The sequence below is a fragment of the Agrobacterium sp. 719_389 genome (genome assembly GCF_900188475.1).
Classification (GTDB): Bacteria; Pseudomonadota; Alphaproteobacteria; order Rhizobiales; family Rhizobiaceae; genus Agrobacterium; species Agrobacterium radiobacter.
Genome location: NZ_FYEM01000002.1, coordinates 564,566 through 580,311, shown reverse-complemented (window position 1 = coordinate 580,311; position 15,746 = coordinate 564,566). Strand labels below are relative to the sequence as shown.

Annotated in this window: 10 protein-coding genes; 5 read left to right on the top strand and 5 right to left on the bottom strand. The window is 59.9% G+C overall.

Translation table 11 applies throughout. From position 1 onward, the window contains the following. The first annotated feature begins 142 nt into the window (after positions 1–142). Both CFB10_RS06340 and CFB10_RS06335 read left to right on the top strand, forming a co-directional pair. Complete coding sequence (locus CFB10_RS06340) at positions 143–1,420, top strand: efflux RND transporter periplasmic adaptor subunit (protein WP_020011829.1); 1,278 nt, start codon at positions 143–145, stop codon at positions 1,418–1,420. Further along, positions 1,417–4,557, top strand: coding sequence for an efflux RND transporter permease subunit (locus tag CFB10_RS06335; protein ID WP_020011830.1), 3,141 nt, complete (start codon positions 1,417–1,419; stop codon positions 4,555–4,557). Before CFB10_RS06340 ends, CFB10_RS06335 begins: the two co-directional genes overlap by 4 nt. Here CFB10_RS06335 and CFB10_RS06330 read toward each other — a convergent pair. From CFB10_RS06330 to CFB10_RS06310, 5 genes are all read right to left on the bottom strand, one after another. After that, on the bottom strand, positions 4,554–5,135 hold the full coding sequence (locus CFB10_RS06330) for an invasion associated locus B family protein (RefSeq protein ID WP_020011831.1): 582 nt from the start codon (positions 5,133–5,135) through the stop codon (positions 4,554–4,556). The genes CFB10_RS06335 and CFB10_RS06330 overlap by 4 nt on opposite strands. After that, on the bottom strand, positions 5,135–9,259 hold the full coding sequence (locus tag CFB10_RS06325; protein ID WP_026363957.1) for an autotransporter domain-containing protein: 4,125 nt from the start codon (positions 9,257–9,259) through the stop codon (positions 5,135–5,137). Before CFB10_RS06325 ends, CFB10_RS06330 begins: the two co-directional genes overlap by 1 nt. A 222-nt stretch (positions 9,260–9,481) precedes the next feature. Continuing rightward, positions 9,482–10,006: a flavin reductase family protein gene (locus tag CFB10_RS06320; protein ID WP_003506438.1), complete on the bottom strand. Its 525-nt coding sequence runs from the start codon at positions 10,004–10,006 to the stop codon at positions 9,482–9,484. Further along, complete coding sequence (locus CFB10_RS06315) at positions 10,006–10,899, bottom strand: aldo/keto reductase family oxidoreductase (protein ID WP_020011833.1); 894 nt, start codon at positions 10,897–10,899, stop codon at positions 10,006–10,008. The genes CFB10_RS06320 and CFB10_RS06315 overlap by 1 nt, the downstream gene beginning before the upstream one ends. After that, positions 10,899–12,056, bottom strand: a complete 1,158-nt coding sequence (locus CFB10_RS06310; protein WP_020011834.1) for an LLM class flavin-dependent oxidoreductase — start codon at positions 12,054–12,056, stop codon at positions 10,899–10,901. The genes CFB10_RS06315 and CFB10_RS06310 overlap by 1 nt, the downstream gene beginning before the upstream one ends. A gap of 100 nt (positions 12,057–12,156) precedes the next feature. Between CFB10_RS06310 and CFB10_RS06305 the strand changes: the two genes are divergently transcribed. The 3 genes from CFB10_RS06305 (at position 12,157) to CFB10_RS06295 (ending at position 15,574) form a co-directional block, all read left to right on the top strand. Then, a complete protein-coding gene (locus CFB10_RS06305; protein ID WP_020011835.1) occupies positions 12,157–12,861 on the top strand; it encodes a GntR family transcriptional regulator in 705 nt (234 codons plus the stop codon). A gap of 335 nt (positions 12,862–13,196) precedes the next feature. Then, positions 13,197–14,273: an ABC transporter ATP-binding protein gene (locus CFB10_RS06300; protein ID WP_026363958.1), complete on the top strand. Its 1,077-nt coding sequence runs from the start codon at positions 13,197–13,199 to the stop codon at positions 14,271–14,273. 50 nt (positions 14,274–14,323) lie between these two features. Beyond that, on the top strand, positions 14,324–15,574 hold the full coding sequence (locus CFB10_RS06295) for an ABC transporter substrate-binding protein (protein ID WP_026363959.1): 1,251 nt from the start codon (positions 14,324–14,326) through the stop codon (positions 15,572–15,574). Positions 15,575–15,746: the final 172 nt, after the last annotated feature.

The following is a 15,746-nucleotide window of genomic DNA, read 5'->3' as shown; positions in this document are numbered from 1 at the left end:
AGCGACGGTCATTGTCGCCGCCATTACAAAAGTTTAAGGTGATTTCGCAGCGCATTGGGTGTCTTGTGGGGGAAAGCTGCTCCCAAGGCTTACCGCACATGTTCGGGAAACATGTATCGCTCTCATTACGCGGAATTTTCAGATGAAACGTTTCTGGACCGCCCTCAGCGTTCTTGCCATTGCAGCCGCCGGCACCTGGTATTTTAGGGATCGACTGCCGCTCGACCAAGTTCCTTACCTTAAACAATTCGCCAGCGTTTCGCCGCAGGCGAACACCGAAACGGCGGCGCAATCGGCCCAGAGCGGCCAGCCAGCCCGACAGCAAGGACAAAGACAGGGTGGAGGGCGGCGCAATGGCGCGCCACCCACCGTCAGCACCATCGCCGTCGGCAAGGCGACGCTGCCGATGGATGCAACGGCGACGGGCTGGGCGGTTGCGGCCGACATCACCAATATCGCACCGCTTCAGGCCGGCCTCGTCACCGAAATCGAGGCGAAGGACGGCCAGCACATCAAGGCGGGTGATCTGATCCTAAAGATGGACGACCGCATCGCCCGCGCCGCCGTCGACAAGGACAAGGCCAATATCGCGGCCGATCAGGCAACCCTTGAGCAGACGGAGGCGGCTTTCCAGCGCGCCGCCAATCTGGTCAAGCAAAGCGCGGAATCGCAACAGGTGCTGGATCAGGCCAGGGCAGCGCGTGACAGCGCCAGCGCCAAGATCGACGCCGACAAGGCAACGCTCGCCTCTGATCAGGTGACGCTCGAGCATATGGAAATCCGCGCGCCTTTCGACGGACGGCTCGGAGACATCACTGTCAGCCCCGGCGCCTATCTCAGCGCAGGCGTCAATATCGTGACAATCACCAAATACGATCCGATCTCGGTCAGTTTCCGGCTTTCGCAACGCTATCTGCCGCAATTGCGCGAAGGCGTGACAAAAGACACCGCTGTTGATGTCGATCCCGCGGCGACGGGCGGCGAGCCCATGGGCGGTGTGCTGCGGTTCTACGACAATACGGTGGACCAGACCTCCGGCACCGTGCTGGCCAAGGCGGAATTCAAGAACGATCGTGGTCTTTTATGGCCCGGCCAGTCCGTCAACGTCACGGCTCATTTTGTTTCGGATAAGGAAATGATCGTCGTGCCGACGGTCGCTGTGCGGCCCGGTCCGAAGGGCAATTTCGTCTATACCGTCGATAGCGACCATCATGCCCATATGACGCCGGTGGAAGTCGCCCGCTCGAATGGCGATCTCACGGCCATCGCGAGCGGCCTGAATGGCGGAGAGCATATCATCGTCGAGGGCCAATCGGAACTTGCCGATGGCCAGTTCGTCGTCGAGCAATTTTCCGACAACGGCGGCGCGGCGGGCAATCTGGCCGCCAATATTCCGCAAGAAAAGGTTGGCGGCCAATGATCCCGAATTTCTGCATCAATCGGCCCGTCGCCACCACGCTTCTTGCCATAGGCCTGATATTGGCAGGGCTCGCGGGCTTTCGCCTGTTGCCCGTTGCCGCCCTGCCGAAGGTGGATTTTCCGACGATCAATGTCTCGTCATCGCTGTCAGGCGCTTCGCCGCAAACAATGGCCACCTCCGTCACCACACCGCTGGTGAAGCAGTTCGAAACCATTCCCGGCGTCAGCGAAATCAGCGCCACCAACACGCTCGGCAACAGCTCGATCGTGCTGCAGTTTGATCTCAACCGCGATATCGATGCTGCGGCCGCCGATGTGCAGGCGGCAATTTCGCGCGCGCAGCGGCAGCTGCCGAGCAACATGACGACGACGCCGAGCTATCGCAAAACCAACCCGGCCGATGCGCCGGTGCTGCTGCTCGCTGTCAACAGCAAGGAAATGCCCACCAGCAAGGTGGACGAAATCGCCGAAAACATCATCTCGCCGCTTCTTTCCACCATTTCGGGCGTCGCGCAGGTCAGTATTTATGGCGCTCAGACCTACGCCGTGCGCATCGGCCTTGATCCGACGCAGCTTCAGGCAAGGGGCCTCGGCGTCGACACCGTCACCACGGCCATCGCTCAGGCCAATAATCAGGTGCCTGTCGGCGCCCTGCAAAACGAAAATCAACGCCTGACGATCGAGGCGGACACGCAACGCACCAATGCCGAGGCGTTCCGCTCGCTGGTCGTTTCAACGACCAACGGCGCACGGATTCACCTCGGCGATATCGCCAATGTCACAGACAGCATCGACAACACCAATGCCGGCAGCTGGTTCGACGGCGAACAGGCCATCATTCTTGCCGTGCAGCGTCAACCGGATGCCAATACAGTCGAGGTTGTTGACGCCATCAAGGCCAAACTGCCGGCGCTTCGCCAGCAATTACCGCCGTCAGTCAATATCAACGTCATGAATGATGCCTCAACCGCGATCAAGGACGCGATCTCGGACGTGCAGTTCACGCTGTTCCTCACCATCGGGCTGGTGGTGGCGGTTATTTATCTCTTCACCGGACACCTGACGGCAACCATCATTCCGGGGCTTGCCGTGCCGCTGTCGCTCATCACCGCCTTCGGCATGATGTATGTCCTGGGTTACAGCATCGACAATATTTCATTGCTCGGACTAACCCTGTCGGTGGGGCTAGTGGTGGACGATGCCATCGTCATGCTGGAAAACATCCTGCGCCTGCATGAAAAAGGCCTGCCCATGCGGGAGGCCGCCCTTCAGGGCGCGGCAGAAGTCAGCAGCACCATTCTGTCCATGTCCATCTCGCTGGTTGCCGTCTTCATTCCCATCCTGTTGATGGGCGGCGTCATCGGCAGGCTCTTTAACGAGTTCGGCATGGTCGTCACGCTGGCGATCATGGCCTCGGCGCTGGTGTCGCTGACGGTGACGCCGATGCTCGCTTCACGCCTCTCCGGCCATTCCTCCAGACCGCCGGCGATCATCCGCTGGTTCGATGCGGGTTTCGAACGTACGCTGCGCGCCTATGGCCGCGCCGTCGGCTGGTGCCTTTCCCATCGCCGCATCGTGCTGGCATCGTTCCTCGCCTCGGTCGCGGCATCGCTTTATCTCTTCGAAACCCTGCCCTCCAGCTTTTTTCCCCAGGAAGACATTGGCCGTCTTTCAGTCTCGACACAGGCGCGTGAGGATATTTCCTACACGGCGATGCGTGACTTGCAGGCTCAGGTCGCCGATCAGATCCGCAAGAATCCGGCGGTGGTGCACGTCACCTCCATTGTCGGCGGCAATTCCCGCAACCCGCTGAACAATGGCTCGATGTTCGTCGAACTGAAACCCAAGGAAGAACGCGCGCCGCTCAGCCAGGTGCTCACGGAATTGGGGCAGGCCACATCGAAAGTGGCGGGCATCCGCACCTACATCAATCCACAGCAGAGCCTGCGTTTCGGCGGGCGCAGCTCGGCAAGCCAATACCAGCTCGTCGTTCAGGGCCTGAATGCCGACACGACCAATGAATGGTCGAACAAGCTGATGGAGGCGATGCGCCGCGACCACACCTTCACGTCAGTCACCTCGGACGCCCAGAATGGGGCGATCGCGGCAACGATTTCCGTCGATCCGGAAAAGGCAGCCGCCTTCGGCATCACCAATGACCAGCTGCGCAAGACGCTGGAAATGTCCTTCGGCGGTTACACGGCGGCACAGATTCAGTCCACCGGCGACAGCTACGACGTGATTGTGGAGTTTGACAGCTCGAAACCGTGGAATGATGATTTCCTCAGCGATATCAACATTCTCTCGGCGAAATCAGGTGTTCTGGTTCCTCTCTCCAACTTCGCCACCCTCACCCGCACACAAGCGCCTGTCACCATCAACCAGACGGGCCAGCTCGTCTCCACGACGATATCCTTCAACCTCCCGGATGGGGTAGCGCTTTCCGATGCCACAAGCCGGATCGATCAGATCAAGAGCACGATAGGCCTGCCGCAGGATGTCTTCACCAGCTATGGCGGCACGGCGGCAATCTTCCAGCAGAGCCAGGGCAATACCGGCATCCTCATTCTGGCGGCGGTGTTGACCATTTATGTGGTTCTCGGTGTGCTCTACGAAAGCTTCATCCACCCGTTGACCATCCTCTCCGGCCTGCCGGCGGCGGCCTTCGGCGCTCTGGTGGCGCTGAAGGTGATGGGCATGGATTTCTCGATCATCGCGCTGATCGGCCTGCTGATGCTGATCGGCATCGTCAAGAAAAACGCGATCATGATGATCGACGTGGCGGTGGAACTGATGCGCGAAAAGGCCGAACCGCCGGCTACCGCCATTCACGAAGCCTGCGTACGCCGGTTCCGGCCGATCATGATGACGACCTTCTGCGCATTGCTGGGCGCACTGCCCATTGCACTCGGCTCGGGCGCGAGTTCGGAACTGCGCCAGCCGCTCGGCATCGCCGTGGTTGGCGGCCTCATCGTCTCGCAATTGCTGACGCTGTTTATCACTCCCGTCATCTTCGTGGAAATGGACAGGTTTGGCCACTTTCTCACCGGGCTGTTTTCCCGCAAAAAATCAGCCGAGAAACATGCCGAACAGCAAAAGCCGGAAGACGCCGCAGAGCCCGATTCCGTCGCGGCTTAATACAGGCTTCCGAGGCGCTTCAACGCCTCGGAAAAACCAGCCGACTGCAGCTGGAATGAGACGGTTCTTCCCTGCAGATCCGGGGCTTCGATCGTCAGCGTCTTGCCTGTTTCCAGAGCTGAGACAAGTTCGACGAAGGGCGTGAAAGACACGACGCAGCCGACAGGAAGGCAGGTGCTCACCTGCACTTCCTGCAGCCGCACATTGCCGGATTTTATCGAAAAGAGTTTGGTGACAGCCAGGCCGAACGGCAGGACGATGGTGCCTGAGAGCTGTCCCGGCGTTTTGGAATCATCGAGCCGGAATTCGACCGAGACGACAAGTTTGCGGGTTTTTTCCTCAAGCTGCACCTGCGCGATGGCGCAGAGCGGTTTGGCCGGCGCCGTCTGCGTGGTGTTCGGATCGGCGGGATCTTTTTTCACTGGTGCGGCGCAGGCAAGTTGCCAGCTTCCATGAACTTCATGCAGCGGCACGGCCGGGTTCGCGGCTTCCTGCGCACCGGCGTCACCAGCCATGGCCCCGGCGAAGACGGCAACAGCAAGCGCCACATTCCGCGACTTGTGTGGTCTGAACGCCATCAGAAACGGACTCCCAGTTCGGCCGAAACGGATTGATCCAGCACTCCTGCCCCAAAGACCGCGCCATAGCGGAATGTCAAAGTGGCGGAAGGGGCGAGATCGTAGCTGAGCCCCACGTTAAGCAGCGCGGCATCCTGCGTCATCGCTGTTCCTGCGACGGAAAATCCATCGCCGCCGGTATAAAACAATGTGCTCACCACTGATGGGTCACCATAGGCGTGCCGCCACCCGATATCGAACGTCGCCTGCCCGGACATGTCGTCCAACGAAATATCCTGACGCAAACGCGCACCAAGCGTCGTGTATAGCTGATCATGACTGGCCGAACCGGACGATACTGCGGCAACACCGCCCCTCTCGCCAAAGGCCTCCGTCTCCAGGTTCACATAGCTGACATTGGCATAAGGCTCGATGACGGTGCGATCGAGGTCGAAACGCCAGGCGGCCTCGGCAAAGGCCTGCGTTGTGGATGCACCATAGCTGGCCGTGAGATTTTCCTGCAATGTTGAAAAGGAAAGAGCGCGGCGCGTGTCGATATCCTGAAAGGCATGGGTCGCGCCAAGACGCAGCGATGCCGGACCGTTCGTCAGACCCGCATAAGCTGCCACATAATAGCTATCCACATCCGCCGATGCAGACTTCTGGCTTATGCTGTCGTGGCCATAACCCGCGGCAACACCAGCACGCAGGCCGTCATCCAAATCCCCATCCAGGCCGATAAGGACGCCCTTGCCTTTGATATCCACCGTAGCGCCGTTTCCATCGCCGTCGACACGGCCGCGCGATCCGAATCCATTGGACCAGAACGTAAGAGAACCCTCGTCCACACGCTGCGTTCCGCTCCCGCCCGTCGCATCGCCGGCGGGCGTGATCGCACGCGCATCCACGCCGTCGAAGGCGCTGCGCAACCTCTCGAGAATGACAGCCCGCGTCAGCTGGCTGCGATTTATCAATGCCATGGCCAGTGACGGATGCAGCTCGCCGGCAAGCTGCGAAAAGGCGGATTGGGTTTCATTTTGCCCCAGAAACAATGCCGCCTGATAAAGCGCCGGATCTTCCCGTGCCGCCTCAACGGCATTCGCGGCGTTTTGGGCATTCTCCGACGATGTCTCCGAGGCAAGAAGCCCGGGGTCCTGTGATGCGCGGCTAAAGGAGAGATATGCCGTGCCGTTATCCGTGCTCTTTGTGACGTCCACAATCAAATAAGCGAATTTCTCGTCCACGCCGGAAAAGGTGCCGGCAATACCGCCCGTTGCCGTCAGGATCGGATATTGCGTGCCCAGACTATAGGCTGAATGACTGGCAAGCGGCGTGACGACGAGTTTGACATTGTTGTCGATGGTGACAGTACCGGTGACGGCAATCCTGTCGGAATTGCCCGTCGCGTCGATTTCAACAGCATAGGTCGAGCCGCTGAGAAATCTCGCGTCGCCGGTCGATGTCAAGGTGCCGATTGAATTGCCGGGCGACAGCGTGCCCCCGGAAGCGACAGTCAGCCCGCCGATGGTGCCGGAACCACCAAGCGTCGCGCCGCTGCGGACGGAAACGGCGCTCGCGAGAGCGCCGTTGACGCTGAGCTTGCCCGATGAAACCTCGGTTGCGCCTGAATATGTGCTATTGCCGGTCATGACCAGATTGCCGTCGCCGGTCTTTCCAAAGGTGCCGGTGCCGCTGACGACATTTGAAAATGTGCCTGCCCCGTCCACGACGAGCTGCGCATCGTTGACGATCTGGCCGGAACCAAAACTTTTTGCCGCTCCAGTCAGCGTGCCGGCGGAAATCGTCGTTGTCCCGGAATAGCTGTTGTTGCCGGCAAGAACGAGGTTGCCGCCGCCCGTCTTTTCGACAGTACCGGAACCGGTGAGACTATTTGAAAGCGTGCCTGCCCCATCCACAACGAGTTGCCCGCTGTTGGCGATTTGACCAGAACCAAAACTTGTCGCCCTGCCTTTCAAGGTACCGGCAGATATGGTGGTGCCGCCGGAGTAGCTGTTATGGCCTGCGAGCGTGGTGACACCATTCTCCGCGACAACACGTCCGGCCCCCGAAATATTCGCGGAGAGGCCATAATCAGCTTCCGAATGATTGAAAACGATACTGCCGTTGCCGGCGCCGAAAACGATTCCAGCAGCGTCAACCTCACCCGCCGCTCGCGCCGTCAATCCCGCGCGGGCGCCTATGTTCAAGACGCCAGTGGAACCTGCCGCCGCCGCGATGACAATCGTGTGGGCCGCAAGCGCGCCGCCGCCAGTCACCTCGACTGAACCGTTGCCGCCTCCACCGATCACGAGAGCATCGTGGACCTCAACCTGCGAGCCAATACCACCAACATGCAGGAAGCCGTTTGATCCAGCCTGCGTGCCAACAAACAGGCGATTTGTGTCGAGAGAACCGGCATCGGTCACCGTTAAATTTCCACCGCCGCGCCACCCGACATAGGTTGAACCGGAATTGACGAGATTGCTGTCAACGGAGACGGTAACGATCGAACCCGCTCCGATAACGCTCAGCTTGCCGGAAGAACCGCCAAACTCGCCGATCGAAAGCTCGCTCGCCCGGATTTCGCCGCCGGTCATGACGGAAACCTCTCCCACGGTAGCGTTCTCATATCCGACGATCAGCGTCTTAGCGAGCGTCAGGGTCGAACCGCCGCCGCTGATGTTCACCACGGCAATCATCGATTTTGTGCCGACAATTGCGCTGTCGCTTGTTACCGTGCCGCCGGTATCGACATGCAGTGAAGCGTCGCCTTCCCAACCCACATTGAGATCGCCGGCGTTGTTGAAGGTGCTTCCGGCCCCGGAAACCGTGATAGAACCATTACTCCCCTCATTTGCCCCGACAACCGTGTTGACGGATCCGACATGACCGCCGGCTTTGACGCTCAGGTAGCCAGAGCCGGAAAGGCCGACAGAAAGGCCGTCGTCTCCGATCGTCCAGGTAGAATCCGCGCCATCAACAGTGGCGGAGCCCCTGGCACCCGAGACGGCGCCAAGTTGAACCGAGGCACTGTTGATGGTAGCGCCCGCCATTACATCGACTGTACCATCACCGACGGCACCGCCAGAATCGTTCTCATCACCGCCAATACTCAGATTGCCCGTGATCCACCGGGAATCGCTGCCCGTGACGGTGGCCTGACCGACCGAATGCCGGCCGATCACGACAGCGCCACTGATAACCTCCGCCGCCGTCCCGACAAACATACTTGCCGAGCTTTCATTGCCAACAATCAAGGGGCCGGAGGTTTCTAGAATGGAACCACGGCCGTTGACGGTCAGCGAACCTCCGCTCGATGTGGCGAGATTGCCGATGATGGTGGTCGCAAGACTCTTGACAACACCACCACTGGAGATCGTCAGAAGCCCCTCACCACCGTGGCCAATCACCATGTCCTGCGACACGGTAAGGCTGCTCCCGTTCCCCTCTACGGAGACGGTGCCTACAGAATCCATACCATCTGCGACCACAAATCCGCCGGTCTTGAACGTGCTCGCGCCCAGAATCTGCAACTGATCAAAGCCATCATCCGCCGCGACACCGACAAAAGTGGCGCCGGTATTATCGAAACTCGATAGATTGTTGAGAGTGAGCCAACCATGGCCCGAACCGCCACCCAGGTAGACATTCCCACCGGAGACCGCCCTGCTGCCGGTGAGGGAGAGTTCCCCAATGCCTACGCCGCCAATAAATATGTCATGTTTGTTCGACCAATCGCCGCCGGAAAAATTTAACGTGCCCTCGACCAAATCCTCGTTGCCGAGTTTTGTATTGGAAGTCTTAAGGCCGCCCTCCACTGACAGCGACCCGTTCAGAGTAATGCCAATGCCGAGTTCCTCGATTTCTGCGACACGCCCGGCGGCTATTGTCGGGCCTGGAGCGTTGATGGCGGCGAGGTCGTTCGCTCCCGGCACACGCGTGTACCCAAACCAGCTGCTTGGCGAGAACCAGTCATCCGAGGAAGAGCCAACCCAGGCGATGGATTCTGCAAATGCAGCAGGCGCGATGGCACAGGACAACGCCAGCGCAAAGAGGCTCGTTGATGCCCGCAAGAGGAACTGTCGGACGGGCCTAAAACCTGAGCCGGCCTTCGACGCCTCTTCCCGCAAGAAACCACCGGCCATCACCTCTCCATCATCGACGCATCGTTTCGCCCGTTAGGTCCGGCGAATCATCTCTTGCAGCCACTTAACCCGGTTTGAGAGATCAGCGTCAGTATAAAAAGAGAAGAATGCTATTTTACTTTGCAAAAAGGAGCGCGACCAGCGCGCTCCTTAGAAAAGTGGAGTGTTTCGATAATAACGGCGTCATTGATACCAAAAAGTCTGGAATGACCGAAGGTTCCGTTATTGCCGGGCAAAGCGACCGAAGGTGCCGCCCGAAAAACACAGCGGATCGCCATCACGATGCGCGGCGCGCAGTACCTCGCCGACGATGATGGTGTGGTCGCCCGCATCATGGGCGGCGGCCTGTCGGCACTCGAAACGGGCAAGCGTTCCGGGGATGACCGGCACGCCTTCGTCGTTCAATTCCCAATCCAGATCGTCGAAGGCGCGGCCGTTGCGGGTAAAGCGGGCGCTCAGCACGTCCTGATCGGCGCTCAGCACATGAATGGCGAAATGAGTCGCGCCGCTGAAGGCCTGATAACGGGACGAGCTTTTGGCCGGAGACCAGAGCACCAGCGGCGGATCGAGCGAGACGGACGCGAAGCTGTTGACCGTCATGCCGATCGGGCCTTCCGGCGTGGTGGCGGTCACGACAGTCACGCCTGTCGTGAAAGCGCCGAGCGCATTGCGAAAGCTGCGGCTGTTTTCCCCGCCGGGAACGAATACATGCTCATTGGGCATCTTGATCGCCTCTGCCACTGTCATCACGGCACCTCTTTTCCAATCGCAAGGGTGTAAAGTTCGAACCAGGTCTGGCGGTCCATCGTCACGTTGAGCGCATCGGCTGCGGTTCTGATCCGCTCGAGATTATTGGTGCCGAGGACCGGCACGATCTTCGCCGGATGACGCAGCAGCCAGGCGATCGCGACAGCCGTCGCATCAACGCCCTGTTCCTTACCGATGCGCTGCAGGGCAGCCATTGTTCCGCCATGCGCGCCAGAGAACAGCGAACCGCCGCCAAGCGGTGACCATGCCATCGGAGAAACGCGCTTTTCCTGCAGGAAGGCGAGATCGCCGTTGGTGAAGCAATCCGTCGCAAGGAGGCTCATCTCGATCTGGTTGGTCACCAGCCTGTTGCTCATGGCCGATTGCAGCAGGGAAAAGTCCCAAGGGCGGAAGTTGGAGACGCCGACGGCCTTGGCCTTGCCCGACGCCACCAACGCATCGAGCGCCTTGCCGGTTTCTTCCGCGTCGATCAGCGGATCCGGGCGATGAATGAGAAGGAGGTCGACATGATCCGTTCCCATGTCGCGAAGCGATGCCTCGAGCGAAGCGTTGATGTGGCCGGCCGTCGTATCGTAATGCTTGACGCGCGCGGCTGAGTGACGCCCGGCCGGCGCGACGATGCCGCATTTGGTGACGATTTCGATCTTGTCACGCAGACCCGGTGCAGCCTTCAGGCCGGCGCCGAGAATGGCTTCCGCCGTGTATCCGCCGTAGATATCGGCTTGATCCATGGTGGTGATGCCCTGCGCGAGGCAGGCCTCGATCTTCGCCTGTACATGGGCCGGTGAAGTGTCGGCGTCGTCACCGATGCGCCACATGCCGTAGACGATGCGGCTGAGTTCGAGTTTGTCGGAAAGAGCAATGCGTTCCATCAGTGGCGTTCCCCGTTGCCGAGCGGCGTGGCCGGCGTTTCAGAAGGCACCCGACCGTAAGCATGCGGCAGGGAGCAGGTTTTCATCTGCGGCAGAACCTTGGTGCCGAAATGTTCCGCCTCGTCAAGATGCGGATAACCGGAAAGAATGAAGGCGCGGATACCCATCTTCTGGTAGTCCTCCAGCGCCGAAAGAACCTGATCCGTCGAGCCGACCAGAGCCGCGCCGCAGCCGGAGCGCGCCCGGCCGATGCCGGTCCACAGATTGGGTTCGACATAACCGAATTTGTCGGCGAGTTCGCGGGCCCGCGCCTGATGCGAAACGCCGAGCGAACCGCTGTCATGAGCGCGGCTGCGGATCAGCTGGCCATATTCATCATCCAGCTTCGAAACCAGATGTTCGGCATATTCGCGGGCTTCCTGTTCGGTATCGCGTACGACCATATGGACACGCAGGCCGTAGTCCAGCGTGCGGCCATGGGCGGCGGCGCGCTCATTGGCGGCGCGCATGCGGTCCGACAGTTGCTCCTTCGTCTCGGGCCACATCAGATAGACATCGCATTGTGCGCCGCAGAGTTCCAGCGCATCGGGAGAGTAACCACCGAAATAGAGAAGCGGGCCGCCATTCTGCTGGTAGGGTCTTGCCGGTTCGGTCGACACACCCTTGAACTGGTAGATCTCGCCGTCGTGGTCGATGGTGTCGCGGGTCCAGGCCTGACGCAGAATCTCAACGACCTCGTGGCTGCGCTTGTAACGAAAGGCGCTGTCTGCCACTTCGCCGGGGAAATCGGAGCTGATGACGTTGAGCGTCAGGCGACCCTTCAGCATGTGATCGAGCGTCGCCACGGTTCGGGCCAGCATAATCGGCTGCATTTCGCCGCAGCGGATCGCGGCGAGGAAATTGATGCGGTCGCTGATCGGCGCGCAGCCGGCCACAAAGCTCAGCGTATCCTGCCCGACCTGATAGGACGAAGGGCAGAGAATGTTGCGAAAGCCGAGTTCTTCGGCTTTTTTGACGATGTCGGAGCAATGCTCGAAGCTGGAGCGCAGGCTGCCGTCAGGCACGCCCAGATAGGCGTAGTCATCGGAACACAAAGCGGAAAACCAGGAGACCTCGGCAGCATCGAGATCAGCGGATGTAACGGGTACGACGGTCATGCAATTCCTCCTAAAGGCCGCTCTCGTTTTTCTTGCATAACATCAAGAAATATGTAAATCAATGATGTATCAATTTTTGTTTCGGGGGAGGAAACGGTACATGAAACACACTGGTGGCAGCCTGCCCATGTATATGCAGATCGCCGAAATGCTGGTGCGCGAAGTGGCGGCGGGCCGGTTGATCGATGGCGAGAAGCTGGCGCCGGAGCGCGATATGGCGGCAGATCTCGGTATCGCCGTCGGCACGCTGCGCAAGGCGCTTGCCGAACTGCAGGAGCGCGGCCTTCTGGAGCGCGTGCAGGGTTCCGGCAACTACATCCGCGCCGTCAGCGATCCACAAAGCGTCTATGCCTTCTTCCGCCTCGAACTGATCGAAGGCGGCGGCCTGCCGACGGCGGAGGTTCTGGATGTGGCGCGCCTTGCCAAGCCCGCTGACCTGCCCGCTTTCGGCACATCGGCGGAAGGGCACAGGATCCGCCGCCTGCGGCGCATCGCCGGCAAACCCGCAGCCATCGAGGAAATCTGGCTTGATGGTTCTTACGTCGACACAATCGCCATCGAGAACATGTCGGAATCCCTCTACCTCTATTACCGCACCCGCCTCAACCTCTGGATATCGAAGGCGGAGGATCGCATCGATCTCGGCGACGTGCCTGAATGGGCGCCCGAGGTTTTCGGCCAGAAAGCCGGCGTTTCGGTGCCGCGGGTTCTGCGCCTCAGCCAGGCGCAGGATGGTGCCGTGGCCGAAGTTTCATGGACTTGGTTCGACCATGCCATCGCACGATACGTTTCACGCATACGTTGAGATTGCGCAAATTTCGCGTGATCCACATGGATGAAAGAATTTGACGGGAGGCAAGCAAGCAGCAGCCTGCCGTCGGGCTGATTTTGCAGTTATATTTCTTTTAATCAATGGGTTAATAGTTTTTGATTTCTGTCAGAAATAAAATTGATACACTATTGATTTCCTTTTTATGAAAGGTAATATCACGACCTCAGGGAGACAGGCGTTTCGCCATCCCACGATATCGCCAGACAATCGGGATCGATTTTCGAAGATGCGATGCGTGGAATTTGAAGGTTGATACCGGCTATTGCGTCCATTCAAATTCTGGACGCGCCGGTCGTGAGGAGGAAAATATGGCTTCGGTCAGCCTGCGCAAGCTGGACAAGAGTTACGGTGCGCTTCGCATCGTCAAGGGCATCGACCTTGAAATCAACGATGGCGAATTCGTCGTGTTCGTCGGCCCTTCCGGCTGCGGTAAATCCACGACGCTGCGCATGGTTGCGGGGCTGGAAAGCATTACCGACGGCGAGGTGAGGATCGGCGACCGTGTCGTCAACCGGCTGCCGCCGCGTGAGCGCGACATCGCCATGGTATTTCAGGACTATGCGCTTTATCCGCACAAGACGGTGCGCGAAAACATGGGTTTCAGCCTGAAGGTGCGCGGTGTCAGCGCATCGCAGGCCAATGCCAGCATTGACGAGGCGGCGAGGATGCTCGGCATCGAGCACCTTCTCGACCGGCGGCCCGGCCAGCTCTCCGGCGGCCAGCGCCAGCGTGTGGCCATGGGCCGCGCCATCGTGCGCCGTCCGCAGGTCTTCCTGTTCGATGAGCCGCTTTCCAACCTCGACGCCAAACTGCGCGGACAGGTGCGCACGGAAATCAAGCGGCTGCACCAGCAGCTCGGCACCACCATCATCTACGTTACCCACGACCAAGTGGAGGCCATGACGCTGGCGGACCGCATCGTCATCCTGCGCGGCGGCGATATCGAGCAGGTCGGTACACCTGACGAGGTGTATAACCGGCCTGAAAGCGTCTTCGTCGGCGGTTTCGTTGGCGCTCCGGCGATGAACTTCGCCCGCGCAAGGGTGAGCGGCGACCGGTTGGCATTCTCCGACGGCAATTCCCTGCCGATGGCCGCCATCCGGCCATCCCGCGAAACGGGCCTCGACGGGCGTGAAGTCATCGTCGGCATTCGCCCGGAACATTTCGGCCCCGTCGAGGGCTTCGACACGCAGCTTGCGGTCAAGGTGCAGGTGGTGGAACCGCTGGGCTCGGACACGCTCGTCCATTTCAGCCTTGGCGATGCGGCGCTGACCGCACGCATGCCGCCGCAGCTTCGGCCGACGCCGAACGAGGAACTGCGGATCGGCGTCGATCCATCCAAGGTCCATCTTTTCGACGCGACAACGGAACGCTCTATCCACTGATCGCCCGGCGAAAAACGCTGCGGCCAAGGGTTTAATAACGGGAGGAACACATGACATTCAAAGCTATCGGGGGCCAAGCCCTCATGGGTGCAGCGCTCTGCGCGACCATGCTCGCCTTTTCGGGGCAGGCCTTTGCCGATACCGAACTGAAAATCTTCGTTTCCAGCCAGCATCAGCCCGATGTGTGGCGCAAGGCGCTTGATCAATATGAGGCCAAGACGCCGGGTGTGAAGGTGGTCATCGAGACCGGCGGCAACACCTCGGAAATGCAGGCGCAATATCTCAACACCGTCATGTCGGCCAAGGACTCCAGCCTCGACGTGCTGATGCTCGACGTCATCCGCCCGGCACAGTTCGCCACAGCCGGCTGGACCAGCGATTTTGCCGGCAAAGATTTGTCGGCCTATCTGCCGACCTATGCGGAAGCCAACACGGTGGATGGCAAGATCGTGGCGCTGCCCGCCTTCGCCGACTCCATGTTCCTCTATTACCGCAAGGACCTGCTCGACAAATACGGCATCAAGCCGCCAACCACCTGGGACGAGCTGAAGGAAGCCTCCAAAAAGGTGATGGAAGGCGAAAAGAACCCCGAGCTTCAGGGCCTGTCCTTCCAGGGCAAGGCGATCGAAGGCGCGGTTTGCACCTTCCTCCTGCCCTACTGGAGCGAGGGCAAGTCTCTGGTTGAGAACGGCAAGCTGAACTTCGACAACAAGGCTGCGGTGGATTCGCTGAAGCTGTGGAAGAGCTTCGTCGATGAAGGCATTTCCAAGAAGAACATTTCGGAAGTGGCGACCGACGATACCCGCAAGGAATTCCAGGCCGGCAAGGTTCTCTTCGCCGTCAACTGGTCCTACGCCTGGACCCATTTCCAGGGCAAGGAATCGCAGGTGAACGACAAGGTCGGCGTCGCCCGCCTGCCCGCCGTCAAGGGCGGCGAGCAGACGACCTGCCTCGGCGGCTGGGAATTCGGCGTCTCCGCCTATTCCAAGCAGCAGGATGAAGCCAAGAAGCTGGTGGAATATCTCTCGGGTCAGGATGTGTCGAAGTTCATGGCCATCAACGCCGCCCTTCTGCCCACCTATGCCGCACTCTACAAGGATGCCGACGTGACCAAGACGATCCCTTGGTTCGCGGATGCCCTGCCCGTCGTTGAAACGGCAAAGGCCCGCCCCGTGACGCCACGTTACAACGAGGTCAGCGAGACGATCCGCACCACGGTCAACGGCGTGCTTGCCGGCGTGATGACGCCGGAAGACGGCGCAAAGCAGATGGAAAGCCGTCTGCGGCGCGTTCTGCGCTAAGCTTTGGGCCGGAAGGCGGCATGCAAACCATGCCCTTTCCGGCCGTTTCGACTGACAGGAACAAAGCCGCCTGAACGGCGCGATAAACGGGCCGGATATGAACCGGTCCGATCGGGAGACGATGACGTGAATCCAGTTGCGGGAGTGGCAGAGGTGACAATGCCTGATAGAA